A 25,976-nucleotide genomic window follows, 5' to 3' on the forward strand; every position below is an offset into this window, starting at 1 on the left:
AAGTGAGCATAGTAACTAAGCGTGACAGTCGGCGAGAAATGTCCAAGCCGTCGCGCCGGCGTCACCACCGCCTCCCCCGTCTCCCCCGCCTCGCACCGCCAGAGCCCTCTCCCCTCGGCACACGGCGGGACGACACCGGCCCCGGCCACCGCCGGTCTCCCAGTATGCGTACTCCCTGTGTTCGCGGCCACGGCATTTCCGGCGCCGCTGCTGCCCGCGGTCGAGCGCCGGGCCCAGCCTCCCGGACACAAGCGGCATCCGGACCGGCCGGTGTTCCAAGGATCCTCGGCCCGGTGGCCGGCCTCAGATGGGCTTGCGCCACACGGAGACGTGCTTCGCGGAGTCCTGGGTGAACGGCGCCCCGTCCCAGCCCGCGACGCGGCGTTCCAGCTCCAGCCCGGCGATCCGTGCCATCAGGTCAAGCTCCGCCGGCCAGGCATACCGGTGCCGGGAATTGTCGCGGCGGTAGTGGCCGTCGTCGCCGTCGCGGGTGAAGTGGTGCGAGACGAGAATCTGCTCAACCAGGTCGAAGGTGTCAAAGCCAAGATGTCGCTCCGAGACGTCGAACGGCACCGCGACCTGCCCGGGCGGCAGCCACCGCAGCGGCGGCACGCCCAGCTCGATGACGAATCGACCGCCGGGCTCCAGATGACGTGCCGCGTTGCGGAAGCACTCGACCTGCTCGTCCTGCGTGAGCAGGTTGCTGATGGTGTTGTAGACGAGATAGACCAGGGTGAACTCGCCGGGGACGACGGTGGTGGCCATGTCCCCGATGGCCACCGGGAGCGCATCCTCGTTTATCTTGCGCCGCAGGACCGCTGCCATGTGCTCGGACAGTTCGATGCCCACGACCGGTACGCCGCGTTCCCGGAGCGGAACGCCCACCCGTCCGGTTCCGATGGCGAACTCCAGCGCCCGGCCCTCTCCGGCAAGCTCGGCAAGGAAGGTGAGCGTCGGATCGAGAACGCCGGCCGAGGACATCTCGGCCTCCTCGGCGTCATAGCGGTCGGCGGTCACACGGGTCCACAGCTCACTGCTCGTCACGGGCAGCCACTGTGCCGGGTCTTGAGGGCGCTGTCGACTGTCTTTGGTGAGATGACGCCTGGGTCGGTAGCGGTGAACGACCGCACCCGCAGCAGGCCGACGCTCCCCGGGCCGGGCTCAGCCTGTCGAGCACCGCCGCGCCGCCGTACCCAACGAGCAGCCACCGGCCCAGGTCATCGCTACCCCCTGACCGGGTCGGCGCCCGACCGCTTGACGATCCGATCGTCGACCGCGATCGCCTTCCAGAGCCGGCCACTGATCCGGACCTTCACCGCTTCGCCGTCGGCAAGACGGACCTCGACGAAGTGGTACATATTCGAGCCGTCGAGCATGCCCCGGGATCTCTTGATGACGATGCCTTCCCAGGAGTCATCTCGTCCAACTTTGCGAGATTTGAACATGCCATGAAGCCTACGAGGGGCGGCAGCCGCCCGGCAGAGCCATGAGTCACCTCCTGGGGATGACATATGTCCTGCCAGGCGCATGTCCTGCCAGGTGGTTGCCCCGTCGCGCAATATGCAGTCGAGCGGGGCGGGCTCCTGGCGATGAGTCCGTCGAGGCTGTCCATGAAATGTGCGACTTTCCTCGACCGGCGATGGGTGGCACACCGGGGAAGAGAAATGCGGGGGACCTCGGCGCACCTTCGCGAAATACCTCCCGTACGGCGCGTGCCCCACGTCGCTGTCGGGCGCCGCGCTGGGCGAGGACATCGCCGATTTCGCCGTGACCGCCGGGCACGCACTCGCCGGCCGGGGTGTGAGCCCCCAAGTGGCCCTGCTGGCAGCGGGTTTGGGCATCACGCTGCTGCCCCGACTCGATCGCGGCACCCTGCCACCACCGTCCGTGTCGTCCCGATGCAGCCCCGCCCTCCCCTCGACTACATCATTTCAGGCCACTTACCCGGCTCCGCCAAGCCCACCAGCGCGGCATGAGCCACCTTGAGTCGAATTCGATGCGGAGGGTTGACCAGTTGATCCTGGCATGTATTCTCTAATCGCGAGACGGCATCGTTTAAAACAACCTCGGTAGCTTGGGGGATGCTTGTTAGACCGGTTCGGTTGGCAGCTGCAAGTTAGCGATCCAGTTTCCGTTAGCGGATATCTCTATAACGAGGCTCACCTTCACGCGGCACACGGTTTCATCAGGGGGCCCGCCTAAGACCGTATAGCCTGTTGAATTGCTTGCTCTTCCCTCGACGCACCGAAGGAGTGATCACGTAAAGACATTCCCAGACTATCTGGGGCACGGGCATTTGGGCATGACTTGTGATGCCGGCATGCGCGACAATATTTTTGAAGATGTTGCTAAAAATTGTGCAGAATCCGCCATTTAATGAGGCGTGTTACTAACCAGCTGAATTCCCGGCATGTGACTGAGTAAATCTCATCGTGCCCGGTTCGTTCGGATGAGGGAACCGAGGGCATCGACGCCCTCGCCGCGCTGCCCACTGGCCTGACCACCACCGAGGGGGAGTTGGTCTTCCTCGGCGACGCCCGGGCCAGCTCCGTGCAGCGCCCCAGGGCGGCCAACACTGCCCTTGCACGCCTGCGAGCCCCCGCAGAGCGGCCCTTCGCCTTACTCAAGAGCTGGCCGCGTGCTGCACAAAATCCGCATCAGCCCCGGACGGGGCACCGCCCTGCTGCATGCGCTCCTCGCCGTCAATCAGCAACAGCCCTCACTCGCAAGACGTAGAGATGAGATCTGCTCACTGAGCCCTATGAGTGAGCGGCGACATCTTACTGAACGAAGGGGAAAATCTTGACTGACACGTTTTCCGGTCGGCATCTCGAGATCGCCTGGCCCGACCTGGGTATCACCGTGACCGCGGAACTCGACGGTCGCAACACGGAACTTGCCGACGCGCTGTGGGAGGCGTTGCCCTACCAGAGCCTCCAGGGACACGCGCTGGTGGCGGGACAGCATCTTTATCACGCGGCACCGATACCGTCGCTGCTGCATCTGTCCGCTTCTACTCGGATCGCAGATCGGCGCGAGGCGCCCGATGGGACCGTATTCTGCTCCGCGCTGCAGCATTTAGGCATCAAGTACGGCACGTTGACCGAACCGATGCCGGCATCCCCGGTGGGCCGGATCCGGCAGGAGGATATGTCCGCATTACTGGAGGCCGGGAAGGCGGTCTGGGATTCGGTCTATTCGACGAAGAAGCCGATCCTGGCGGAGGTCCGCAAAGCGGGTACCGAAGGCGGCCACCGTATTCCGCAATTGACCGCCGCAGATCCCGACGCGAGCCGTCTCATCCACGACGTGTACACCGCGACCGAGCGGGCTTGGCTGTCCGCACCACAGGAGCTCGCTGATCTCCACGAGGGGGTGATCCCTTCCGGGGCAGGGAGTTTTGAGACGGTGTTACCCACCCTGTTGTTCGTCAACGGTGAGACCCGCCCGCTGGGTTACGCCATCTACGGTGGTCTGGTCCGGGCCGCGGTCCAGGGCATGCCGATGGATTCATTGCGTCACATGACGCGCCTGCTGGTCGGCATTCCGGCCGAGTTTCTGGGCTACTGCGGCCTGGAGCAGCTGTGGAGTTTCACCCAGCGCTTCCTGGCCTGCCTCGACCAGCTCGATCGCGACGATTTCCTGAGTGTGGTGAACCAACTGGCCCTCTACGTCAACTGTTTGGGCGGTTGGAATCTGCATCTGTACCCGTGGGACGCCGGAGATCACCTGCGCCAACTGCGCCCGATGGAATCGGTCCAGTCGTGAGCCAACTCCCGGAACGCACGGACGCCGTCGTTATCGGCGGGGGCGTCATCGGCAACTCAATAGCGTGCCGGCTCGCCGAGGCAGGCGTCGGTACCGTCCTGCTGGAGCGTGGCGCGCTCGGATCGGGATCGTCCGGGACCACTGCGGGCGTGGTGCGTACCTACTTTCCCGGCAACGCTCTCATCAGCAGCCTTGCCGCGCGGAGCCTGGCGGATTACCGCGCCTTCACCGAACGGACCGGAATCGACCTCGGCTTGCAGCGCATCGGCTTTCTCGTGCTGTTCACCGACGAACACCAGGTGCAGGACTTCCGGCACACCCAAGCTGCCCAGCGGGCGGCTGGAGTGGACGTCGAGCTCGTGACCGCTGCTGAAGCAGCGCGGCTCAACCCGCTGGTCGACGAGCGAACCATCCTGGCGGCAGCCTGGTCGCCCGAGGCCTACGCCTGCGATCCCGCCGCGATCGTGCGCGGCTATGCCATAGCCGCCCAGCAGGCCGGCGCCATCCTGCGCACGGAAACACCCGTCACCGGCATCGACCCGGATGGGCGGGTCCACACGCCTGCGGGCAGCATCCGCGCCGACACCATCGTCTGCGCGGCGGGCCCCTGGGCGGGAACGGTCGCCGCCATGGCCGGCGTGCGCCTTCCGGTGACCACCTACCCCGTCGAAATGCTCCTGACCGACACCCCCGGTAGTGCCCCGCGTGACGCTCTGCCGATGACCATGCACCCGTCCAGCCTGCGAATTCGAAGCTGGGGAGACCGCATCCTCGTCGGGATGGGCCGTCCCGCTCCGGACGAAACCCGACGGGCCTGGCTACAGCGGGTGTCGCACCACCTCGGCACGACCTGCCCGGCCCTCGCCGGCAACGGCCTCGCGAGCGGGTGGAGCGGAGACCTCGATGTCAGTCCGGACGGGATGGCTTTCATCGGCCGCGACGGCTCCCGCCCGTTCCTCTACGCGGCTGGATTCTCCGGTCAGGGCCTGTGCCAAGCACCTGCCGCCGGAGAGATCATCCGAGACCTCATGCTCGAAAAGGAATCCTGGATCGACACGGCCGGACTCTCCACCGCCCGCTGCCTCAGCGGTTCGGCCAAGGCCGGGTAGGAAGGCGTAACGCTTCCTCCAGGGTGGCGATCGAGTCGGCGGTGAGGTGGGTGCGACCCGCGTCGCGGTCGTGCGCGCGGCGCGGGCCCCACTTCAACCCCGCGTTCGGCGACTTGTGATCGATGTAGCAGTTGCCGGGAATTTTGTTCAGTTCTTACGAGAGGGATAAGCATGGCCGAGCACACTGGCGGAGAGTTCGTTCGGGAGATGATGCGGTGGCACTTCGGTCCGGAGACCGGGTCGCCGTTCTGGCTGAAACGGGCCGAGAGCCTCGACTTTGATCCGCTGATCGATGTCCGGGATTTTGACGATCTCGGATTGTTTCCCAATGTGGTGGACGAGCTGCGCGATGTCGGTGTCCGTGAGCTGATTCCCCGTGGCTACGGTGACGAGCACGGAGCAGCCGTCTACGAAAGCGGCGGTACCACAGGGCAGCCCAAGCGAGTGCCGTACGCCGCGGAGTGGCATCGGCTCAGCGTCGAATGGTTCAGTGAGCGGCTGGATGCTCATGGCGTACCTCGAAATGTCGACTGGCTCAGTGCGGTTCCCACCGGGCCGCACAATGTCGGAGCAATGGCGGTCGACACCGCGATGTCTCGGGGTGGGCTGAACTTCAGCATCGATCTGGACCCACGATGGGTGAAGAAGCTGCTCGCGCAGGGCCGGACGGACGTGGTCGAGGCCTACACCGATCACCTCATCGAGCAGGTCGGCTACATTCTGGCCGGCCAGGATGTGGGCGTCCTCTTCGCCACCCCGCCGATGCTGGAGCGCCTCGCGCAGCATGACGATCTGGTCGAGTTGGTGAACCGGAAGGTTCGCGCGATCATCTGGGGTGGTACCCATCTGGACGCCGACACCCGAGATCTGCTGCGCGACGAGGTGTTCGGAAGCGCCACGTTCGTCGGCGGGTACGGCGGCACGATGATGCTGGGGACATCGGTGGAGCGGCCCGGCCTCGGGGACGACGAGCCGTGCGTGTTCGACTCCTTCGCTCCGTACACCACGTTCCGGGTGGTCGACCCCGACACCGGCCGGGTTGTTCCGTACGGCGAGCGCGGGCAGATAGTCCTGCATCACATGAGCCGAAGTGCCTTGCTGGTCAACAATATCGAGCGGGATTACGCAACCCGGATCGCACCGGTGGATGGCGGCTTCGGTGATGCGGTCGCAGATGTCGCACCCGTGGCGTCCTTCGGCGATACGAAGGTGATCGAGGGCGTGTACTGATGTTGTCCCTGGACGTTCTCGGCCCCGGCGGCGCCTATCGGTCCCGGCGGCAGGAGACCATTGGAGATCTTGCCGGAAATCCGGTCGCGGCGCTGAGTCTCGCACCCTCGCTCTACGTCACCCGCGCGATAAAGGCCCTGCGCCGAGCGCCCGCGCTACCCGTTGACACACGGATCGCGGCATTCGCGGAGGCGGGCCGGTCTTTCGCCACGCAGTCGATCGCGGGACTGACGCCGGAGGAATATCAGCGCACCGTCAGCGCGGTCACCGGGATACCGATCACGGTGGTGCGCAATGCCACCGACGATATTGCGCGGGCCGCCGAGCGAATCCACCACAGCCTGGAGAACGCGCGGCCGGCCGGTGCGGTCGGCTCGTGGCGCGATCCGCGGGCCCGGAGCGGTGCGGCGGTGTGGACCCGGCGCGGTGAGGTGTTCGCCGTTCACGCGGCGGGCAATCACCCTGCGGTGCACCAGGGTTGGTTCGATGCCCTCGCTCTCGGCTATCGCGTGGCCGTGCGTCCTTCCCGTCGTGAGCCGTTCACCCCACATCGGCTCATCACCGCACTGCGCGAGGCAGGTTTCGGCGACGAGGGAATCGCGTTGCTGCCCACCGACCATCACGTGGCCGATGACATCCTCCGGCACGCCGACTTCGGCATGGTGTACGGCGGTGCGGATGTCGTGGGCAAATATGCGGGCGATGGGCGCATTCTGCCGCAGGGCCCCGGGCGCTCCAAGATACTCATCACCGCCGAAACCGAGTGGGAGCCGATCGTCGACACCCTTGTGGAGTCGATCAGCAGTGGTGGGGGCGTCGGTTGCGTCAACGCCACCGGCGTATTGGTCGAGGGCGACCCCTCCCCCGTGGCCGCCGCGATCGCCGAACGCCTCGCCGCGCTGCCCAGCCTGCCCCCGACGGATGAACGCGCGGTCCTGCCCGTGATGCCCATCGCTCCCGCCCGTCGGTGGGACGCCTATCTGCGGCAGCGGGCGGCGGGCACCAAGGCGTGGCTCGGCGGTGACGGAATCGTCGGCGATCTCGGCGATGGTTCCGCGGCGCTCCGGCCGGCGGTGCACCAGCTCGACAGCCCCTTCGCCGAACAGCTCGGGATGGAATTGGGCTTCCCCTGTGCGTGGGTGGCACCGTGGGACCGTGACGCCGGGATCCGGCCGCTGCGCGACACCCTCGTCCTCACTGCCGTCACCACCGACGCGGACCTGATCGACGCATTGGTGGCCGAGCCGACCATCGCCAACGTCTACGTCGGTGACCATCCGACACCGTGGATGGAGCACGGACTGCCGCACGACGGCTACCTCGCTGAATTCCTCATGCGCACCAAGACAATTCGATGCTGACCGAGGAGGGCGTCGGGCCGAGCACCGCCCCATGGGCTGCCGAGGTCAGCGGTGGTCCGCCAGGTGCGAGGTGTCGTTCAGCGATTGCAGCGACGCAGCCCCCTCCCCGGAATAGGCCACGGTCGACAGCGAGGCCGCCGACAGCTCCATCCGGAACAGCGACTCGGGCGGCGCGCCCAGCGCCAGCCGCACCAGCGTCCGCAACACCCCGACATGCGAAACGACCAACACCGTCTGTCCCTGGTAGCGCGCCAGGAGCCGGTCCCGCGAGAGCGCGGCCCGGCGCGCGACCGCGGTGAAGGTCTCGCCGGTTCCGCCCGGCACCGCCTCCGGAGAGGCGCGCCACGCTGCCAGCTCCTCCGGGTAGCGCTCGCGTACCTCGGCGAACGTAAGTCCCTCCCAGGCACCGAAATCCGCCTCAATGAGCCCGTCGTCGACTTGGACTTCCAGGCCCAGCCGTCGTGCCGCTGTCTCGGCCGTCTGCTGGGCTCGGCGCAGCGGTGAGGACACCACCGCCTGCACCGCGCCGCGTGCCACGAGCCTCCTCGCGGCGGCCTCGGCCTGCCGTTGCCCGGTCTCCGACAACGCCGGATCGGAGCCGCCGCTGCCGGACAACCGCTTCTCCGGAGTCAATGCCGTCTCACCGTGGCGGAGCAGCACAAGAGTCGTGGGGCTTCCCTGGTCGGCGAGCGCGAGATGCACGCCGGTCGTTCCATGACTGGTTCTGGCGCCGATGCGCATCGTGCCACCCTTTTCCATCACAGCCCCCGTCGTCGGCGGAATTGTGGCAAAGTGTGAGTTCAGCGCAGCGCGGCGATGACCGGCGCGAATTTCTCCATGTTGTATTCCATCACCGTGAAGTAGGTGAAGCCGTAGCGTTCGCGGCGTTCCTTGAGTTGTTGCGCCATCTCCGCCGGGGTTCCGATCAATACGCTGGGCAGCTCCTCGGGGTTGTGCGCGGCGTCGGGTGGCAGCGGCGCGAACCTGTCAGGTATCGCGGTGCTTTCGGCGGGCGGAATCACCTGCTGCACCATGATGTTCAGCTCCACGGCGTCGGCGCGGTCACCGAGCAGGCCGCGCACGTAGGTGATCCGTTCTTCCATCTGCGCGACTCCGGCCAGATGGATTTCCTCACCGGTGGTGCCGGCCCAGCCTCCGGGGAAGGCGATGACGTCGGCGTGCGCGGCGGCCACCCGCAGCAGCCGGTCGCCCCAGCCCGCAATCAGCAGTGGCGGCCCGGATGGTTGGGCCGGCCGCGGCCGATATTCGGTGTCCGCAAACAGACGGCGCAAGGTGATGACAGTTCGTTCCAGCTGTTCGACCCGCTTTCCGCCGCTGGGGAACGGAATCTCCGCGGTGTCGAACTCCGCCTTCACGTAGCCTGCGCCGAGCCCGAGTTCCATGCGCCCGTCGACGAATTGGTCGGTGCTCGCCACGTCACGCGCGAGAAGGGCGGGGTTGTAGAACGGCGTGTTCAACACGAATGTGGTCAGCCGTACCCGTTCGGTCGCTTCGGCTGCGAGCACCATTGCTGGAAACGGTGCGGGGAATCCCAGATGGTCGGCCACGCCGACTACATCAAACCCGAGTTCCTCGGCTCTGCGGCACTTCGCGCTCCACTCGCGTCGCGAACCGGGAACGAACATGTTGACACCGAAGCGGAACGGGCGCTGTAAAGGCATTACGCCTGTATATCATGCGATGATTCCCCCGTCATTCCGATTGATGGGACTGACATCATCTCCCTCAACTGCGCGACCACCGCGGGCGGTTCGGCACCCGCAACGGCACCCGCGGCCTGCAAGGCAGAGCGGCACTCCAGCACACCACCAGAGGTGTTACTCCTCGGTGAGCAGGCCGGCGCGCAGTTGGGTCAGGGCGCGGGTCAGAAGGCGGGAGATGTGCATCTGTGAGACGCCCAGTTCCTTGCCGATCTGCGCCTGGGTCATCTCCTGACCGAAGCGCATTTCGAGGATGTGCCGGTCACGCTCTTCGAGTTGATTCAGGAGGGGCGCGAGAGCGTGCAGATCCTCGACGAGGTCCATCTCCGCGTCGCGCTCGCCGATCAGATCGGCGAGCGGGGTGTCGTTGCCGTCGTCGTTGAAGGTGGCATCGATGGAGGAGGCGTTGTAGCCGTTTGCGGCCACCTGCCCTTCGACGACCTCGTCCTCGCTGATGCCCAATTCGGCCGCGAGTTCACTGACCTTCGGGTCCCGGCCGAGCCGGCCGGAGAGCTTCTCGTTGGCCCGGGCGAGGTCGACGCGTAGTTCCTGGAGGCGGCGCGGCACCCGTACGTCCCAGGTGGTGTCGCGGAAGAAGCGCCTCATCTCCCCGGTGATGTAGGGGATGGCCAGGGTGGTGAACTCGACGTCGCGGGACACGTCGTAGCGGTCGATGGCCTTGATCAGGCCGATCGTGCCGACCTGGAGGATGTCGTCCATGTCGTCGCCGCGATTGCGGAAGCGCCGGGCCGCGTAGCGGACCAGGGAGAGGTTCATCTCGATGAGGGTGTTGCGCGCGTACTGGTACGCGTGGGTGCCCTCTTCGAGTGTCTCCAGTCGCTGGAAGAACACCTGTGTCAGCTCCCGGGCGTCCCGGGGCGCGATGTTCTGCGGGTCTTCGATGTGCGGCAGGTCTTCCGGCGACGAAGCCGGAGCCGTGCGAACGTCAGCAGCGGAATCCTGGGCGTGAACTGCGGATGTCGCAAGGCCGGCACGCATAGTGGTGCTCCCTCCTGTGTCTTCCCCGGTCGCGAGGTCCGGTACCCGCACCCCGGAGAGGTATGCACGCCGTTTGCAGCCCGGCCCCGCACCGTCAGGGGGCGACATGGCGGCGGAGTACGTCGCGGGTGTGCTGGAACTCCTGCGTCAGGCGGGTGAGCAGTACTACCCGTGCCCCCTTCACGAGCGGACCCGCCCCCGAGACGCCCGGTGGCGGTGAATTCGTCGCGGGAGAAGCCGTTACGGATGCCCCGCCCGTCGTGGCAGAAACGCATGAATGCATGGGTGTGGCGGAAGGGCGCGCGGGCACACGGTGGTTCGGAGGTTGATAACTATGGTTCCGCTGCTTCTCGTTCTTCTTCTCGCCCTGGTCCTTTTCGGTGCCGGATTCGCACTCAAGGCGCTTTGGGTCGTAGCGGTGATCGTGCTTGCCGCGTGGCTGCTGGGCTTTGTGCTGCGTTCGGTGGGCCCCAGCGGCAAGCGAGGCCGCTGGTACCGCTGGTGACCGTAGAAATCACCGGGATCGGAAGGTGAATGAGACGTGGTGTTGAATCAATTATCGGCGACAAGCGGCACATCGGTGTCGCGTTCCCCGAGAGAGGACGTACCGTGCTGATGCCCCATCCGGTGATACTGCGGGACCTTGTGAAGCAGTACGAGGTATTCCGCGCCCGGGAGTCGGAGCGGAGTTCCTACGAGACCCGGCGGCAATTGGAGGACCTCTCCTACACGCTCTGCGTCTCCACCGGCACTCGGACCGTCGAAGCGGCCCTGGCCTTCGCGGCTCGGCAGCTCGACGCGGATCTGGCAGAGACGGCCCACGGACGGCCCCTCCCGGCGTCCCTCCAGCTCGCGAGCTGACCCATACGACTGGTTTGCGTCCCCCACCCCTTCATGAATCGACCCTTCACGAATCGCCCCTTCGTGAATCGACGAAAGGATTTCAGCGTGAGCGGCAATGAAAAGGCAAAGGCCAAGACCGAGCAGGTCACCGGCAAGGCGGAGAAGTCGGTGGGACGTGCTGTGGGCAACGAACGGATGGCCGCTGAAGGGTCCTCCAAGGAGGCCAAGGGCGATCTGCGCGAGGCCAAGGAAAAGGCCAAGGACGCCGTCAAGGAGTGACCACGTGGCGTTAGGTTCGGGCGGCGGAGCCAGGAATGCGGGCTCCGCTCAGCCCAAGGACGCGAATGTCACCGAGGTGAGCGCGTCAATCATCAGCACGTCGGCCCCGATGCAGGAATTGTCGGGGTCGACGTGCTTTCGCTGTCTGCGGGTTCCTGACTTCCCGTCGGGCAGCCGTTCTGCGGATTCTGCAGGAAATAGGCTCCAGTTGGGCAACAGCGGCGGAGGCAATGATGACGTCCCCCGGGGGCGAGGCCCGCGACGGCGCGGTGGCACCACGCAGCATCCAGTTACCGGGGATCGTGTTGGGGGTGGGGCTCGGCGGCTTCGTCGACGGCATCCTGCTGCACCAGCTCCTCCGGTGGCACCACATGCTCACCAGCACCAACCGCGACCGCATCGGGGTGAAGTACTACAACCCCCGGACCGTCTCCGGTCTGGAGATGAACACCATGTGGGACGGCGTCTTTCACACCGTGTGCTGGCTCTCCGTACTGCTGGGCCTGGCCCTTCTGTATGCACGGGTCACTAACCACCGGCGCCGCGTGTGGGCTTCCCGGGTGCTGTGGGGCTGGGCGCTGGCCGGCTGGGGCCTGTTCAACCTCGTCGAGGGCCTGCTGGACCACCAGCTCCTGGGCATCCACCACGTCCACGGCGGCCCCTACCAAGCGTGGTGGGACACCGGATTCCTCGTCCTTGGCGGTCTGCTGCTCGTCGGCGGCTACCTTCTTCAGCGCAGCGGCCGGCCCTTCGACCCCGACGCCCCTGTCTCCGGCCGTGCATCCCGGAGCGCCTGATGGGCCACGCCATGCCCCTGCACGACGCCCACACCTCCCCCAGCGGCTGGCCTGAAACGGTGGCCCCCGTACTCGGGCTGCTGCTCACCGCCGGCGCCTACCTGCTGCTCGCCCGCCGGGCCGGCCGCCGCAACCCCGCCCGGCGGTGGCGGCGGTGGCGGACGGTGAGCTTCCTGTCCGGGTGCCTTCTGCTCGCCCTCGCACTGCTGCCTCCGCTCGCGCCTCATGCGCACACCGACTTCCGCGCCCACATGGCCCAGCACCTGCTGATCGGCATGTACGCGCCCCTCGCCCTGGTCCTCGGCGCCCCCGCCACCCTGCTGCTGCGCACCCTGCCGACCGCCCGGGGCCGACAGCTGACCACCGTGCTGAACAGCCGGCCCGCACACGTGTTGGCCCACCCGGCCCTCGCACTGCTGCTGTCGACGGGGAGCCTGGCGCTGCTGTACTTCACCCCCCTGTACAACGCGACCGTGGGAAGCGCGGTGGGGCACTGGCTGCTGCACGCCCATTTCCTGCTGTCCGGGTACCTGTTCGCCTACGTCATCGCCGGCCCCGACCCCACGCCGTCACGGCCGGGAGTACGGTCCCGGCTGGTCTACCTCGGTGTCGCGATCGCGGCGCACGCGGTGCTCTCCCAGCTGATGTACGGCGGCTTCCTGGTCGACGTCGACGCCCCCATCGACAAGGTCCAGGGCGCAGCGGAGATCATGTATTACGGCGGCGATATCGCCGAACTTCTGCTGGCCGCCGCCCTGGTCGTCACCTGGCGCCCTGCCCACCGGACCGCCGGGGCCCGGCTGAAACTGCCCTGGGCACGCGGCGAGAGCCGATGTCGCGCCAGGACCGGTTCCCGGTAGCCGGGGCACTCGTGCCCGCCCCCTCGCCACTACGCCGGAGCCGCCCCGCCGTGTGCATCCGTACCGGCAGCGTGACCGGGCCGGAGTCAGGAAGCCGCTCCACACCGGCCGAAGTCCGGAAACCGCTCCCCACCGGGCCGAAGTCAGGAAATCGCTCCCCACCGGCCCGCGGCCGGCGCTGGACGCTGCGACCAGCCGCACCTTCCTGCTCCGGGCCTCGCTCGGCTCATAACCCCAGGTTGCGGGCCACCGGGGCACTGCGCACCTCGGCCCGGCCCGGTGTATCTCGGGAGGGGCGGGGACGCGCCGCCGCCGTCCGGGTGGTCAGCTCACCGGATAGCCAGCAGGCTGAAGAGGATGGTCCATCGGGGCGGAGGTGCCGTATGAGCGCAGTGCCGGCCACCCGTGCCCGAGCGCGCGCTCGACCGCGTCCGCTGGTGACGCTGCCCGGTGTCTATCTGCCACAGCACGACACCCGTCTTCTCTTGCGTGCCATGTACCGCGAGGGTGTGGGGCCCGGCACCGAGCTGCTGGACCTCGGTTCGGGCAGTGGGGCCCTCGCGGTGGGAGCAGCACGCTGTGGCGCCCTGGTCACCGCCGTCGACATTTCCTGGCAGGCGGTGCTGTCCACGAAGATCAACGCCTGGCTCTCCCGGCAGCGCGTCACCGTGTGCCGTGGTGACCTGACCGCGGCCGTCCGCGGCCGCTCCTTCGACGTGCTCGTCAGCAACCCGCCGTACGTCCCCGCACCCGGCACACGCCCGCCCCGGGGGCCCGCACGCGCCTGGGATGCGGGACGTGATGGACGGCTGCTCGTCGACCGCATCTGCGACATCGCGCCGGGTGCGCTGCGTCCCGGAGGTGTCCTGCTCATGGTCCATTCCGGGCTGTGCGGCACCGAGGACACCTTGCAGCGGCTGGCGTCCGCCGGGCTGCGGGCAACGGTCGGCGACCACGCGGTCATCCCGTTCGGCCCGGTGCTGTGCTCCCGGGTGGCCTGGCTGCGCTGCCGGGGCCTGCTGGAGGAGGCCCAGGACACAGAGGAATTGGTGATCATCCGTGCCGAGAACTCCTGAACGTCCACGCCGCGTCACCCTCGTCCGCAACGGCCCGCTCCTGGTGGAGGGCCCGGTCGAAGTGGTCGGTGACGACGGTGCGGTGGCCGTCTCGCACCGCTTCACGGTCGCGATCTGTATGTGTCGACGCAGCCGCAGCTATCCCTGGTGCGACACCAGCCATCGCACGCGTTCCAAGCCCATGTCCGACCCCGCGGACAGCGCCGGCTGCCCCGCAGAGGGCCGGTGTTGTGAAGGAGACCAGCGATGACGGCCGATCCCGCCGCCGCCCGGCCCGGCAGGCCCCAGCTTCCGCCACCGCGCGGCGGCCTGTCCGACACGGTGATTTCGTGGCTCCGTACCGGGCGGGGCCCCCTGCCGTCCCGGGAGGAGGTCCAGCGCGAAGACCCGTACGGGGCAGATCTCCAGCTCGCCCTCTATGTGCTGTACGAACTGCACTATCAGGGCTTCGACCGCGTGGCCGACGACCATGAGTGGGCCCCCGGACTGCTGGCGGTGCGGCGCTCCCTGGAGGAGGCGTTCCTCCGGGCCCAGCGGGCCGACGTCCCGGCGCTCGGTGCGCAGGAGGCCCTGGCCGGGCTGCTGGTGGAGCCCGCCGACGACGACGGCAACAGCGTCAGCCACTACTTGAGGCGCGACGGCCGGCTGTGGCAGCTGAGGGAGTACGCGGCCCTCCGCTCGCTGTACCACCTCAAGGAAGCGGACCCGCACGCCTGGGTCCTCCCCCGTCTGCGGGGCCGCGCCAAGGCCGGGATGGCGGCCATCGAATTCGACGAGTTCGGGGCTGGGCGCGCCGAGGACATCCACGCCCAGCTGTTCGCCGACCTCATGGCGGACCTCGCGCTGGAAACCGCGTACGGGCACTACCTCGATCTGGCCCCCGCCGAAGCGCTCGCCGTCCTCAATCTCATGTCCCTGCTGGGACTGCACCGTTCGCTGCGCGGGGCGCTGGTCGGCCACTTCGCCGCGGTCGAGGTGACCTCCTCGCCAGGGGCCCGGCGGCTCGCGGAGGCCATGCGCCGCACCGGTGCCGGCCCGGCCGCGGAGAGGTTCTATGCCGAGCATGTCGAAGCCGACGCGGTCCATGAGCAGGTGGTGCGCAGAGAGGTGGTCGACGGTCTGCTGCGGGACGAGCCGGAGCTGGACGCCGATGTCGGCTTCGGAATCGCTGCCACCGGTTTCCTGGAGGGCCGGCTGGCCGACTGCCTCCTTGCCGCCTGGCGGGCGGGCCGTAGTGCGCTGGCGGCCCCGCTGCCCATCGTCCGCGCCCGCATGCCCGTACGGAGCGGGACCTGACGACGCGTCGCCCTCAGGAGACCGGCGCGCGGAAGACATGAGGGAGACAGGAGGAGTGATGGGCGAGATCACGGAGAGCCTCCGGGCTCCGGCGGAGTCCACGGCCTCGCAGGAGCGACCAGCAGCCATCGCGACGGCACGCGAGTCCTTGGCCTCGACCGGAGTCCACCTCATGCCGGCGGCCACCGTGCGGGCGCACGTCGGTGCGGGAGAGGAGGCGTGGACGCGCTTCGCCACGCACTGGGGGGACCTCTCCCCCGACCGGTACGCCTCCGCACGCGGCACCCACCGACTGCGCCGTTACGGACAGTTCACGCTCACCGCCGCCACCGGTGAGCTGTCACAGCTGCCGGACACCCCGTTCCAGCAGCCGGACCGGAGCAACCCGCTCTATGTGGACGTCGACCGGCACTTCGACCCGCTGACCGACGCCTTTGCGGCGGACCCGCTCCTGCGCTCGGTCGTGTCGCTGCTCGGGCAGGTCGCGGGTGCCCTGGACTCCGCCGCCTGCTGGATCGCGAAGGTCCATCCGTTCCGCGTGGTCGCCCCCGCCGGCGGCGAAGGGCAGCCGACCCCGGAGGGCAGGCACCGCGACGGCGTGACACTGGTCTCGTCCTTGCTGGTCAGCCGCCGTAATGCGGCTGGGGGCCGGAGTGCCGTGTTCGCTCCGGACGGACATGAACTGCTCTCGGCCACTCTGGACGAACCCGCGAGTCTGCTGCTGTCGGACGACCGCAGCACCCTGCACAGCGTGTCAGCCATCCGTCCGCTGGACCCAGGCCGGCCCGCACACCGGGACGTATTGGTCACCACACTCACCCGTGCCTGACATCAACGCGTCGCGAGGGCCGCCCTCCCCACGGCCGTCCCGACCGGCCGAACGTCGTCATCCGCTCCAGGTCGTCGACGACATCCGCCAGCTGACCACGACGGCGCCACGAGGCCCGCTGACGCTGCGCGCCGGAGCCCCGCTCGGCGAGCCGGCGCAGAAACCCCACAGCCGGATCGAGATCCCCGTGCTCCTCCAGGGCGGGGCGCACATGCTCAACGAGCCGCGCGGCCTGTACGGAAGCGGGCAGGACCCGGCCCGTCAGCGCATCGACCCCCTTGCCGGGCCACCCGTCGCGCGCCGCCCGCCAATAGGCGGCCCGCACCAGCTCGCCACAGGTCTCGGGCCCGCGGTGACCACGCCGTACCCTCGCACCGGCCGTCATCACGAGCGCCCGGATCAGCACGGCCAGTCCGACGGTGTCCGCCGCCTCCGCCGGGACATCCATGACCCGGACCTCCAGGGTGGGCAGCCGGGGGTTGGGCCGCACGTCCCAGAACGGGGTGCCGGCGTCCAGCATCGCCTCGGACGTCCGCTCGTCATTGCCGCTCCGGGCCCCGTCGGCTCTCGCGTGCCGTTACGGGCCGGCAACCGTGGGGAGGGCGCGGAGAGGTCCCGGTCGGGCCGGCCGGCCGGCTCCGGCTCTCGCGTGCCGCGGCCTGGGAGCCCAGCGGCCGGGCGGTGCTACCGGAACCCTCGATGGCCTTCGGCGTCATGGTGCCTCCTTGCGCCGGTTCCTCCTGTCTACGCCGTACCCGGCCGGGGCGCGACCTCAGAGGCGCACCGGCACGGGCGCGCGATCCTCGTCCGGCCCAATAGGCGCCGGCCCACGCGTTATCGGCCACACCCCAGGCCCTGCTGGTCACCGACTGATCCGCGGCCCACGGTCCACGGTCACCATGAACCGCCGGGGGCCGCCCCCATCAGGCACGGCGCTTGTCGTGGCTCGCCTGCCGCAGCTGGGCGGTGTGCCGGCTGAGGGTGTTGATGCGGGTGGCGAGGTCGGGATGGTCTTCCTGTAGGTGCGGCTGAGTGGCGATGAGGGGCTCTATCAGGGTGGCGGGGTCGTTGCCGGCGAGCGCGTCGTTGAGGTGGCCGAGGGGGGTACGGGCCGCGGCGGGCAGGTTGGACAGGGCGAGGATCTGGCCGGCGAGCCCGCGGAGTTCGGCGGTGTGGTGGCGGGCCCATGTGGTGACGGTGCGGTCGGCGGCGCGATCGTTGCGGGTGGCCTGGACGCGTTGCTCCCCGGTGGTGCCGACCGCGCCGGGGCGCTGGCGGAGATAGCGGCGTTCGGCTGCCTGGCGGCTGGCGACACCGAGGGGGGCGGCGAGATCGGCCCAGCTGGCGCCGGCCCGGCGGGCGGCTTCGACCAGGCCCGTCTCCCATGTCGCGAGCTCCTCGCGGACCTCGCGCAGCAGCAGGAGGGAGGCCAGGGCCTGCTCGGGCTCCGCCTCGGAGCCCAGAGGATCGGCTGTTTGCTGTGTGTGGGCGCCGCGCATGGCCTGGTCGATCGCCCTGAGGGCCGCGGCGGCGGCAAGGAAGGAGGCCGGGCCGGTGGGTGCGAGGGGCGGGTGGTCTGGGGGCACCGCACACTCCGTTCTGTCGTCATCTGGACGACTTCGAGGTTGTCATCCTTTGGATGACATGCTACAACGGTGTCAGGTGAAGCGCATTGGCAGTTTCTGCCCAATCCTTTTGGAGGTGTTTCGCAATGTTGATGCGCACTGACCCCTTCCGCGAGCTGGACCGGCTCACCCAGCAGTTGATGGGGACCTCCGGTACCTGGTCGAGGCCGTCCCCGATGCCGATGGACGCCTATCGCGAGGGCGAGGAGTATGTGATCGCTCTCGATCTGCCCGGCGTCTCCACGGACGCGATCGATATCGACGTCGAGCGGAACATGCTGACCGTCAAGGCCGAGCGCCGGCCGATCGCCAAGGCCGACACCGTCCAGATGGAGCTCTCCGAGCGCCCCCTGGGCGCGTTCTCCCGCCAGCTCATGCTGGCCGACACCCTCGACACCGAGCACATCAGGGCCGACTACGAGGCAGGCGTTCTGACCCTTCGCATCCCGATCGCCGAACGCGCCAAGCCACGCAAGATCGCTATCGGCGGGGACGCGTCGCACAAGCAGATCGCGGGTTGAGCGAGACCGCACCCTGACGGAGGGCGGGACCTGGGCTCCCTTCCCCGCCCTCCGAGCTCCCCGGTGCTCCCACTCTCACCGGGTGACGTACGCCGCTTCGGCCCTCCACCACTGAACCGACCCTCGGGAGACCGGGACCTTGACGCTGCGGTCCCGGGCTCTCCCATGAACCGAGAAAGGCAATGACTCCGGTGTTCACCCAGCCTGAACCGACGCGGCCGGCACCAGAGATGACGTTCAAGCAGATGCTGGAGCGCGTGCGTTATGAAGGCGCGTACCCCACCCGCGAACGCGCCGAAGAAGTCGTACGTGCCGTTCTTGCGGACCTGGGCCGGCAGCTCACCGGCGAGGAACGCGTCGACCTCGCCGCCCGTCTGCCCGTGGAGGCCGCTCTGGTCTTCACCGCTCAGATCCCCGCCACGGAACAGCTCACCGGATGGGGCTTCGTGAAGCACCTCGCCGCGCGCACCGGCGGCTCCCCCGCCACCGCACGGTGGGACACCGGCGCGGTCCTCACCACGGTCGCCCAGCTCGCCGGCGAAGAACTCCTCACCCGCATCCTCACGCAGCTCCCGCCCGGCTACGCGCTCCTCTTCGGCCGCGCCGAACTGATCCAGGCGGCCTGAGCACCCGGGGCGGAGAGCGCCGGTTGCCGGCAGCAGCACCACAGTGCCCGGAACCGTCGGCACCGGCCCCCGGGATCCCGCGCGATGCTGTGCTCTGTCCTGCGTAGCTTCGGTCTCCCTGCCGCGTCGAGTGCCGGCCGCCCTGCGGGCCGGTGATTCATTGGGCGGTGACAGGGCACCCGATGCCCGCCGAGCAGATGCGCACAGGAGGTCTCCATGGCAGCGAACCATGGCCCGCAGGACCCGGTGACCAAGCACCCGCGGCCGGAATTCCCGCAGCAGGACCAGCCGCACCCGGGGTGGACCGGGCCGATGGACCCGCCGCCCGACCACGGCGAGGAGAGCTACCGCGGCCACGGTCTGCTGACCGACCGCAAGGCGCTGCTGACCGGCGGCGATTCCGGGATCGGACGGGCGGTGGCGCTGGCGTACGCACGGGAGGGGGCCGATGTGGTCTTCACCCACCTGGAGTCGGAGGAGAACGAGGCGCGGGAGACTGTGCGGCTGGTCGAGGCGGCGGGGCGGAAGGCCGTCGCGGTCTCCTGCGACATCCGTGAAGAGGAGCAGTGCCGGGCGCTGGTGGAGCGCGCGGTCGGCGAACTCGGGCGGATCGACATCCTCGTGAACAACGCCGCCTACCAGATGTCCCAGCCGGACGGCATCGGCGCCATCACGACCGAGCAGTTCGACCGAGTGGTGCGGACGAACCTCTACGGCATGTTCTGGCTATCGAAGATGGCACTGCCCCACATGCCCAAGGGCGGCTGCATCATCAACTCCGCATCCGTTCAGGGCTACAAGCCGAGCCCGCACCTGCTCGACTACGCCATGACGAAGGGCGCCATCGTCACCTTCACGCAGGGCCTCGCGCAGATGCTCGCCTCGGACGGCATCCGCGTCAACGCGGTCGCGCCCGGCCCGGTCTGGACGCCCCTCATCCCGGCGACGCTGCCCGACACCGTCGAGTTCGGCAAACAAGCACCGCTGGGCCGCCCGGCACAGCCCGCGGAAATGGCCCCGGCGTATGTCTTCCTGGCCTCTCCGCAGGCGAGCTACATCACGGCGGAGATCGTGAACGCGACGGGCGGCACCCCGCTGCCGTAGCGGCTGGGGCCGGCGCACGGGTGTCCCGTAACGGCCCGGCTTCGCCGCCGCCCCTACGGCGGGGCCCGCCGGCGGCTCGTACGGCGAATGCGGGTGCGGGTGCGGGAGCCCGTGCACGGAGGCAGCCTGGAGCCATGCGGAACCATGGTCCTGGCAGAGCGCCGACCGGACGTGGGGACCAGCAGGCACGGCAACGGTCCGGGGCCCGATGCGTCATTCCGAGCTGATCACCTTCGGTCACAGCACCGCGGAGCAACAGCAGGTGATCGAGCTGCTGCGAGGAGCGGGCGTGCAGTCGGTGGTCGACGTACGGATCGGCCCCGGCAGCCGTCGCAACCCCCATCTGTTCCGCAGCCGCCTCGCCCACTGGATGCCGCGGGCCGGCCTCAGCTACCGCTGGGAGCCGGACCTGGGCGGCTTCCGCAAAACACCGGCCGACTCCCCGGACGTCGTCTGGCGCAATGCCTCGTTCAGGGGCTATGCCGCCTATATGCGTGAGCCCGCGTTCGTGGCGGCGATGGACCGACTGCTCGACGAAGCCGCTCATTCCCGCACGACGGTGATGTGCAGCGAGGCGGTCTGGTGGCGCTGCCACCGACGCCTGATCGCCGACTTCGCCACCGTCTCCAGACACGTCACCGTCCACCACCTGATGCACGACAACCGGCTCATGCCCCACCCCCCGACGCCGGGGCTGCGGCTACGCCCCGACGGCCTGCTCGTCTACGACGACACCGAGGCCGCGGCTGCCGGCCGGCCCCGCCAAAGTCGGCTCGGCAGAGACGAAGGCGCATGACTGGGGCCCTTGCGCCCCTCCCACCTACGTGACCTGGATCATTTCGCCGGAAATGTCTTGGGCCTAGGCTCCCCCGAAGGCTTCTTCGCGCCCCCGCACCTCCACACCTTCACGGGCCTTCACGGGCCGTTTCCGGCTGCGCCTGAGAAAGGACACGACACCGTGCCGATGTCCGCCGATCTCTCCCCCGTCATCGCCTCCACCACACAGTGGCTGCTGCGCGCCTACCCCGCCACAGGTGGCGCCCTGGACACAGCCCTGGCCCAGGCCCAGGCTCAGCAGGCGGCAACGGTCGCCGCGTGGCTGCGGTATCCGACGGCCGCGGATGCCGCGCTGCTCGCTCTCGTCGGCCCGGGTGGCTCGGAGCGGCTGGACTGGGTCAGCGGTGCCGAGGCGGTGGACGCTGCCGAGCCCGAGGAGGCGTGGCGGAGCTGGGTCGATGAGGTCGTGGCGAGCTGGGGCGCCTGCCTGCTCACCGTGCCGGCCCTTGCCGAGACCGCGGTGGCGGCCCTTGCGAAGACTGAGCACCTGGCGGGCTTGCCCCTCGACTTCCGCCGGCTGACCAGTCCCGACTCCCGCGACCGCCGGGCGGCGGCACTGCTGCGCCACCCGGACCTCCCCGCCCCCATAGCCGACCTGCACCGGGCCTCGCTCCTGCACCAGCTACAGGACGATGATCTCAACGCGGCTTGCGCCTAGGGGTGTCTGCGCCGTCCTGCCGGCCGGGCCGGGGCGGCCCGGCATCCGCTGGTTCGCGGTCCACGAGCCGGCTCCCCGTCCGGGCGAGCGCGCGGGTGGCCGAGCCGGCAGCGCATTACGGACGTGGGCGTACCGCGGCGCGCCTTCGTGGCGGCCTGGGACGCCACGGCCGGAGTCCCCGCGCCCGCCCCCTCCGCCTATGGAGAGCTCCCTCAGAGCGCTCGCAGCGCACGCCGAGGTCGGGGCGTGACGAGCCCAGCACCGGACGTCCCCGGCGTCGGAGACCAGATCCCCGAAGTACCAGTCGCCGTCATCGGCCCGGACCGCGCAGATCCCGCCGAGGTTGAGCACGAGGTCGGTCCGGAGGGGGCGCCGTTCGATGATGGCCGGGCCGAACGACTGCTTGGGAAGCGGGCCGTCGTCGGTGTACCGGTGGGCGAAGAAGGCAGTGATCCACCCCGTGACGCGGTCACCGCCGGAGGCCGATTCCCACTTGTAGAGCGAACGCCAGAAGGCGTGGTCGACACCCCACCCCGAAGCGGTCTCGCTGATCCTTTCCAGCACCGGGTCCAGGCGGGCGAACCACGGCCGCAGCCCGTCGAACCACTCCGCCAGCTCCCGCACCCGGGCCGTCAGCAGCCGCCAGTCCCGGTCCGTGCCTTCGAGCCGGATCCGGGGAATGCCGCAGAGGGTCTGCCACCGGAAGCGGTAGTACGGGCTGACCACGTCCATCAGCGCCACCAGCGTGGCCGTGGCGTCGGTCGGGGCGGTGGTGGAGAAGGCCGGCTGGAACAGGTCGGCCACCTCGTCGCCGATCCGGGCGCGCAGGGGCTGGTGAACCAGATTGATCGAGTGTTCCCAGTCGCACGGGGCCAGGTCGTCGCGTACGGCGATGGTCTGTCGGTGCCCGGCTGTCTCGGTGAAGAGGCCCTCGTACGTGGCGGAGTTGAGCCGGACGTGCACGGCCACCTCGTGCACGACGGCGTACCACAGCACATCGGGCGAGAGGCTCAAGGGCAGATGAGCCGTGAAGCACAGGTGGAGGGCGCGCAGCAGCAGGCTGGATGTGGGTTCGGCGGTCCCGGGCGCGTTGGTGGTCCAGCCGAGGAGGCCCTCGGTGCTGCGGTGGTGGATGCGCACCCGGTCGCGGAGCACCGCCCGCAGGAAGCGCTCGTTGTCGAGCTCGACGAGGTCAGCGGCGAGCCGGGCCGCGCCGGCGTCTTCGCCGAGCGGCAAGCCCATCTCGAAAGCCATGCGCGTCCCCCAGGAAGTGCCCTCGGCGTGATCCTAGGACGCCTGGTGTGCCCAACTGTCGGGCCGGGAGCCGTCGATGTCGGTGAAGCCGTATGCGCGGGCGAGTTCGGCGGAGGTGAGTGAGTGCTGGTTCCAGCGGGCCCGGGCGGGGTCCGTGGCCAGTGCTGCGATGGCGCGGCCGAGGTACCGGGGTGACTCGGAGTGTGCGAATCCGGCGGGGGCGGCGGGGTATCCCTCCACCGTGCCGTGCAGGGCGTCCCGCCAATTGGCCTCGGTGACCCCGAAATTGTCGAGCATCATTTCCGAGCGCAGCCATCCCGGGGTGAGGGCCACTGCGGTCGCGCCGTGGGGTGCGAGTTCGTGGCCCTGGGAGTACGCCAGGCGGTTCACGGCGACCTTCGCCAAGTCGTAGTACACCGAGATCCGGTAGTGGTCCGCGTTGAAGGCCGTGGTGCCGTCGGTGACCTCGACGAGCAGGCCGCCGGGTCGGTCGATCAAGAGGGGCAAGAGGTGGTGCGAGGTGACCAGGTGGGTCTCGACCGCCAGTCGCAGGATGCGCAGGCCCTTGTCCAGGTCGTGTTCCCAGACGGGGGTGTTCCACTCCGGTGGCGGGCCCTTGAGGATCTCGCCGCCCCAGATGTCGTTCACCAGCACATCGAGGTGGCCGTGTTCGTCGCGGACGCGTTTCGCCAGGCGTGCGACCTGCGCGGAATCCAGGTGATCCACCTGGACGGCGATTCCCTCCCCGCCCAGGCCGTTCACCAGCCCGGCCGTCTGCTCGATGGTTTCGGTGCGGGCGTAATCCGACTGGATCGCGGCGGTGCCCGTGCTGCTGCTGCGCCCCGTACAGATCACGGTGGCACCGGCTTCCCCCAGTGCGGCAGCGATTCCGCGGCCGGCTCCCCGCGTCGCTCCGGCCACCAGCGCGACACGGCCACGCAGAGCGTCGCGCCGGGGCGACCACATCACCATCACCAGCCACCTCCTCGGACACGGCCAGGTCAAGGGCAAGGGCATGGGGAAGAGCACCGCCAGGCCCAGGGCAACACCAGGGCCACGGCCACGTCCAGGGGTACCGCCGTCCAGGGCCACGGCCAGGGACGGCCACAGCCACAGCCACAGCCACAGCCACAGCCACCGTACGTCAGTCCCGCTCGCGTGACATCGAACGTGCTGGCATCGGGCTCGCGATTCGCCCTCGCGGACGTGTCTGCCTGCTCGGTCCACGAGGGGCCGGCTGATCGGTCGAGGAGGCGGCCGGGGCGGACGCTGTGGCGGTGGCGGTGGCGGACGCGGTGGCCGCCGCGGAGCCCGCGCGGCTCCGCCTGCGGGACTCGTCGGCGAAGATCCGTGACGCAGGTGTCCTGATGGACGCGAAGGCCGACCCGTGGCCTCAACACCTCCTATCTGCATGCCGGTTCACCGCCGCGCCGTATCAGTGCCGGGGCCGCAAACCCCCCGACCCCGGAGCCCCCTGCATTCGCGCCGAGTTCCGGCCGTGCGGGGGCTCATGGTTTCGATCGAGTGAGAGAAGGATCTGCGGCGAAGGGCGGCCGACATCGCGGAATATCCGGTTCCGAGGCGAGCCGTGCAGGGGCAGGAAGACGATTGGCGCCGTTGAATCCTGCACCTCTGTCCAGGTGTTGTCTCGTTCCTTGCCTCACTCACCGGGACAACTTGATGATCCGTTCGACCCTGCCAGCATGTGGCGGCGCGGACCGACCGTCGGCCCGCCGGCTCGAAGAACCTCCTCTGCGGGCCTGACCCGGAGGAGGAGCCGAGACGTACAGAGGAGTGGAAGATGTCGCGTCCCACCCGACGCCAGGTGCTGTACGGCAGTGCCGCCGCCGTGACCGGTGCGGTGCTCGCCGCACCGGCCGCCTTCGCCGAAACCGCCGCTGCCCGCCCCGCCGCAGGCCGCGGAGACTCAGCCGGTCACGGGCACGCAGCCGGGCACGGGCCGTCCGGCGGGCACCAGATGGCGGAGCCGTTCGACGAGGTGTACCAGGGCCGTCATATCGAGGGCTGGCCCGCCGATGACGGAGACCACGGGGGTCACCACGCCGGCCGGGCCGCCGGCCCGCACGAGGGGATGGACTTCGTCGTCCGCATCGACAACGACGACCTCCATGTGATGCGGAATGCCGACGGCACCTGGATAAGCCTGGTGAACCACTACGAGACCTTCACCACGCCACGTGCCCTGGCGCGCGCCGCCGTCCGCGAACTCCAGGGCGCCGACCTGGTCCCCGTCGTCACCGGCTGAGACCCGACCCTGCCCGTCCCCCCCACCGAGGAGTCCTCGACATGGCAGTCCGGAAGAACCAGGCGGACCTCACCGCCACCGAGAAGCGGAACTTCGTCGATGCGGTGCTGGAACTCAAGCGCAGCGGCCGCTACGACGAGTTCATCAGCACCCACAACGCCTTCATCATCGGTGACACCGACGACGGAGAGCGGACCGGCCACCGGTCACCGTCGTTCCTGCCCTGGCACCGCAGGTTCCTGCTCCAGTTCGAACAAGCCCTCCAGAGCATCACACCGTCGGTCATGCTCCCCTACTGGGACTGGACCGTCGATCGCACACCCCGCAGCTCCCTGTGGGCCGACGACTTCCTCGGCGGTGACGGGCGGAGCGGCGACGGCCGGGTGACCTCGGGGCCGTTCGCCTTCACCAGCGGCAAGTGGCCGATGAACATCCGGGTGGACGGCCGGACGTTCCTGCGCCGCTCGCTCGGCTCCGGGGTCCGCGAACTGCCGACCCGGGCCGAGGTGGACCGGGTACTCGCCATGACGGTCTACGACGCCGCCCCCTGGAACAGCTCGTCCGACAGCTTCCGCAACAACGTCGAGGGCTGGCGCGGCCCGAATCTGCACAACCGGGTGCACGTCTGGGTCGGCGGGCAGATGACCACCGGCGCCTCGCCCAACGACCCGGTCTTCTGGCTGCACCACTGCTTCATCGACAAACTCTGGGCCGACTGGCAGCGGATGCACCCCAAGTCGGAGTATCTGCCGACCGGCAACACACCCAACGTCGTCGGCCTCCACGACACCATGAAGCCATGGAACGACGTCACTCCGGCGGACCTGCTGGATCACACCAAGTTCTACACTTATGCGTGACAGGTACCTGACAGCTTCCTTATTTTTGAGGGCGGCGCCGGCCAGGGGCCGGTAGCG

Annotated in this window: 28 protein-coding genes and 1 pseudogene; 20 read left to right on the forward strand and 9 right to left on the reverse strand. The window is 68.9% G+C overall.

What is annotated here, in order from left to right; genetic code table 11:
* Window positions 1-303: 303 nt before the first annotated feature.
* Window positions 304-1,044, reverse strand: coding sequence for a class I SAM-dependent DNA methyltransferase (locus tag ACZ4XD_RS14265; protein WP_468041850.1), 741 nt, complete (start codon window positions 1,042-1,044; stop codon window positions 304-306).
* A 179-nt stretch (window positions 1,045-1,223) separates the two neighbouring features.
* Entirely contained in the window at window positions 1,224-1,445 is a 222-nt protein-coding gene (locus ACZ4XD_RS14270) for a DUF7489 domain-containing protein (protein ID WP_468041852.1), read from the reverse strand.
* 1,357 nt (window positions 1,446-2,802) lie between these two features.
* Between ACZ4XD_RS14270 and ACZ4XD_RS14275 the strand changes: the two genes are divergently transcribed.
* The 4 genes from ACZ4XD_RS14275 (at window position 2,803) to ACZ4XD_RS14290 (ending at window position 7,468) form a co-directional block, all read left to right on the forward strand.
* Complete coding sequence (locus ACZ4XD_RS14275) at window positions 2,803-3,768, forward strand: cucumopine synthase-related protein (protein ID WP_468041854.1); 966 nt, start codon at window positions 2,803-2,805, stop codon at window positions 3,766-3,768.
* Window positions 3,765-4,877, forward strand: a complete 1,113-nt coding sequence (locus tag ACZ4XD_RS14280) for an NAD(P)/FAD-dependent oxidoreductase (RefSeq protein WP_468041857.1) — start codon at window positions 3,765-3,767, stop codon at window positions 4,875-4,877. The genes ACZ4XD_RS14275 and ACZ4XD_RS14280 overlap by 4 nt, the downstream gene beginning before the upstream one ends.
* A 171-nt stretch (window positions 4,878-5,048) precedes the next feature.
* Window positions 5,049-6,107, forward strand: coding sequence for an AMP-binding protein (locus tag ACZ4XD_RS14285; RefSeq protein ID WP_468041860.1), 1,059 nt, complete (start codon window positions 5,049-5,051; stop codon window positions 6,105-6,107).
* Entirely contained in the window at window positions 6,107-7,468 is a 1,362-nt protein-coding gene (locus tag ACZ4XD_RS14290) for an aldehyde dehydrogenase family protein (protein WP_468041862.1), read from the forward strand. The genes ACZ4XD_RS14285 and ACZ4XD_RS14290 overlap by 1 nt, the downstream gene beginning before the upstream one ends.
* Before the next feature lie 45 nt (window positions 7,469-7,513).
* Here ACZ4XD_RS14290 and ACZ4XD_RS14295 read toward each other — a convergent pair.
* The 3 genes and pseudogenes from ACZ4XD_RS14295 to ACZ4XD_RS14305 form a co-directional block, all read right to left on the reverse strand.
* Window positions 7,514-8,152: pseudogene (locus ACZ4XD_RS14295) on the reverse strand (histidine phosphatase family protein); the annotation flags it as partial.
* A gap of 116 nt (window positions 8,153-8,268) precedes the next feature.
* Entirely contained in the window at window positions 8,269-9,150 is an 882-nt protein-coding gene (locus tag ACZ4XD_RS14300; RefSeq protein WP_468041864.1) for an LLM class F420-dependent oxidoreductase, read from the reverse strand.
* Window positions 9,151-9,306: 156 nt separating this feature from the next.
* Window positions 9,307-10,188: an RNA polymerase sigma factor SigF gene (locus ACZ4XD_RS14305; RefSeq protein WP_468041866.1), complete on the reverse strand. Its 882-nt coding sequence runs from the start codon at window positions 10,186-10,188 to the stop codon at window positions 9,307-9,309.
* Between the two features lie 334 nt (window positions 10,189-10,522).
* Here ACZ4XD_RS14305 and ACZ4XD_RS14310 point away from each other — a divergent pair, with 334 nt between their 5' ends.
* The 9 genes from ACZ4XD_RS14310 to ACZ4XD_RS14350 all read left to right on the forward strand — a co-directional run bounded on the left by ACZ4XD_RS14310 (window position 10,523) and on the right by ACZ4XD_RS14350 (window position 16,168).
* On the forward strand, window positions 10,523-10,693 hold the full coding sequence (locus ACZ4XD_RS14310) for a hydrophobic protein (protein WP_423666716.1): 171 nt from the start codon (window positions 10,523-10,525) through the stop codon (window positions 10,691-10,693).
* Window positions 10,694-10,722: 29 nt separating this feature from the next.
* Window positions 10,723-11,049 carry a DUF5133 domain-containing protein gene (locus ACZ4XD_RS14315; RefSeq protein ID WP_468041869.1) on the forward strand — a complete coding sequence of 109 codons (327 nt, stop codon included), beginning with the start codon at window positions 10,723-10,725 and terminating at the stop codon, window positions 11,047-11,049.
* Window positions 11,050-11,136: 87 nt separating this feature from the next.
* Entirely contained in the window at window positions 11,137-11,310 is a 174-nt protein-coding gene (locus tag ACZ4XD_RS14320) for a CsbD family protein (RefSeq protein ID WP_468041871.1), read from the forward strand.
* Between the two features lie 230 nt (window positions 11,311-11,540).
* Window positions 11,541-12,107, forward strand: a complete 567-nt coding sequence (locus ACZ4XD_RS14325; RefSeq protein ID WP_468041873.1) for a DUF2243 domain-containing protein — start codon at window positions 11,541-11,543, stop codon at window positions 12,105-12,107.
* On the forward strand, window positions 12,107-12,967 hold the full coding sequence (locus tag ACZ4XD_RS14330) for a cytochrome c oxidase assembly protein (protein ID WP_468041876.1): 861 nt from the start codon (window positions 12,107-12,109) through the stop codon (window positions 12,965-12,967). Before ACZ4XD_RS14325 ends, ACZ4XD_RS14330 begins: the two co-directional genes overlap by 1 nt.
* Window positions 12,968-13,350: 383 nt before the next feature.
* Window positions 13,351-14,043 (forward strand): HemK2/MTQ2 family protein methyltransferase, encoded by a 693-nt coding sequence (locus ACZ4XD_RS14335; protein WP_468041878.1) that lies wholly within the window; start codon window positions 13,351-13,353, stop codon window positions 14,041-14,043.
* On the forward strand, window positions 14,027-14,293 hold the full coding sequence (locus ACZ4XD_RS14340; RefSeq protein WP_468041881.1) for a CDGSH iron-sulfur domain-containing protein: 267 nt from the start codon (window positions 14,027-14,029) through the stop codon (window positions 14,291-14,293). The genes ACZ4XD_RS14335 and ACZ4XD_RS14340 overlap by 17 nt, the downstream gene beginning before the upstream one ends.
* Window positions 14,290-15,339: an iron-containing redox enzyme family protein gene (locus ACZ4XD_RS14345; RefSeq protein ID WP_468041883.1), complete on the forward strand. Its 1,050-nt coding sequence runs from the start codon at window positions 14,290-14,292 to the stop codon at window positions 15,337-15,339. Before ACZ4XD_RS14340 ends, ACZ4XD_RS14345 begins: the two co-directional genes overlap by 4 nt.
* Window positions 15,340-15,397: 58 nt before the next feature.
* Window positions 15,398-16,168 carry a 2OG-Fe dioxygenase family protein gene (locus ACZ4XD_RS14350; protein WP_468041885.1) on the forward strand — a complete coding sequence of 257 codons (771 nt, stop codon included), beginning with the start codon at window positions 15,398-15,400 and terminating at the stop codon, window positions 16,166-16,168.
* Here ACZ4XD_RS14350 and ACZ4XD_RS14355 read toward each other — a convergent pair.
* Both ACZ4XD_RS14355 and ACZ4XD_RS14360 read right to left on the reverse strand, forming a co-directional pair.
* Window positions 16,155-16,688: a carboxylate-amine ligase gene (locus ACZ4XD_RS14355; RefSeq protein ID WP_468041888.1), complete on the reverse strand. Its 534-nt coding sequence runs from the start codon at window positions 16,686-16,688 to the stop codon at window positions 16,155-16,157. The two genes, ACZ4XD_RS14350 and ACZ4XD_RS14355, sit on opposite strands and share 14 nt — an antisense overlap.
* A gap of 403 nt (window positions 16,689-17,091) precedes the next feature.
* A complete protein-coding gene (locus ACZ4XD_RS14360; RefSeq protein WP_468041890.1) occupies window positions 17,092-17,754 on the reverse strand; it encodes a type III effector protein in 663 nt (220 codons plus the stop codon).
* 125 nt (window positions 17,755-17,879) lie between these two features.
* Here ACZ4XD_RS14360 and ACZ4XD_RS14365 point away from each other — a divergent pair, with 125 nt between their 5' ends.
* The 5 genes from ACZ4XD_RS14365 (at window position 17,880) to ACZ4XD_RS14385 (ending at window position 21,539) form a co-directional block, all read left to right on the forward strand.
* Window positions 17,880-18,314 carry an Hsp20/alpha crystallin family protein gene (locus tag ACZ4XD_RS14365; protein ID WP_468041894.1) on the forward strand — a complete coding sequence of 145 codons (435 nt, stop codon included), beginning with the start codon at window positions 17,880-17,882 and terminating at the stop codon, window positions 18,312-18,314.
* A 230-nt stretch (window positions 18,315-18,544) separates the two neighbouring features.
* Window positions 18,545-18,940: a DUF2267 domain-containing protein gene (locus tag ACZ4XD_RS14370; protein WP_468041896.1), complete on the forward strand. Its 396-nt coding sequence runs from the start codon at window positions 18,545-18,547 to the stop codon at window positions 18,938-18,940.
* Window positions 18,941-19,156: 216 nt separating this feature from the next.
* A complete protein-coding gene (locus ACZ4XD_RS14375; protein ID WP_468041898.1) occupies window positions 19,157-20,044 on the forward strand; it encodes an SDR family oxidoreductase in 888 nt (295 codons plus the stop codon).
* Window positions 20,045-20,252: 208 nt separating this feature from the next.
* Window positions 20,253-20,840, forward strand: a complete 588-nt coding sequence (locus ACZ4XD_RS14380) for a DUF488 domain-containing protein (protein ID WP_468041902.1) — start codon at window positions 20,253-20,255, stop codon at window positions 20,838-20,840.
* Window positions 20,841-21,008: 168 nt separating this feature from the next.
* The gene (locus tag ACZ4XD_RS14385) at window positions 21,009-21,539 is read left to right on the forward strand and encodes a hypothetical protein (protein WP_468041967.1); all 531 of its coding nucleotides are present in this window, start codon (window positions 21,009-21,011) and stop codon (window positions 21,537-21,539) included.
* Here the strand turns inward: ACZ4XD_RS14385 and ACZ4XD_RS14390 are convergent.
* Window positions 21,504-22,793 carry a DUF4419 domain-containing protein gene (locus ACZ4XD_RS14390; RefSeq protein ID WP_468041904.1) on the reverse strand — a complete coding sequence of 430 codons (1,290 nt, stop codon included), beginning with the start codon at window positions 22,791-22,793 and terminating at the stop codon, window positions 21,504-21,506. The two genes, ACZ4XD_RS14385 and ACZ4XD_RS14390, sit on opposite strands and share 36 nt — an antisense overlap.
* Window positions 22,794-22,826: 33 nt before the next feature.
* Window positions 22,827-23,759 (reverse strand): SDR family oxidoreductase, encoded by a 933-nt coding sequence (locus ACZ4XD_RS14395; protein WP_468041970.1) that lies wholly within the window; start codon window positions 23,757-23,759, stop codon window positions 22,827-22,829.
* An 835-nt stretch (window positions 23,760-24,594) separates the two neighbouring features.
* On the opposite strand from ACZ4XD_RS14395, the gene melC1 reads away from it, so the two are divergent.
* Complete coding sequence (gene melC1 / locus ACZ4XD_RS14400; RefSeq protein ID WP_468041906.1) at window positions 24,595-25,059, forward strand: apotyrosinase chaperone MelC1; 465 nt, start codon at window positions 24,595-24,597, stop codon at window positions 25,057-25,059.
* 41 nt (window positions 25,060-25,100) lie between these two features.
* Complete coding sequence (gene melC2, locus ACZ4XD_RS14405; RefSeq protein WP_468041908.1) at window positions 25,101-25,919, forward strand: tyrosinase MelC2; 819 nt, start codon at window positions 25,101-25,103, stop codon at window positions 25,917-25,919.
* Window positions 25,920-25,976 lie beyond the last annotated feature (57 nt).

The organism is Streptomyces sp. NPDC029466, assembly GCF_055574515.1.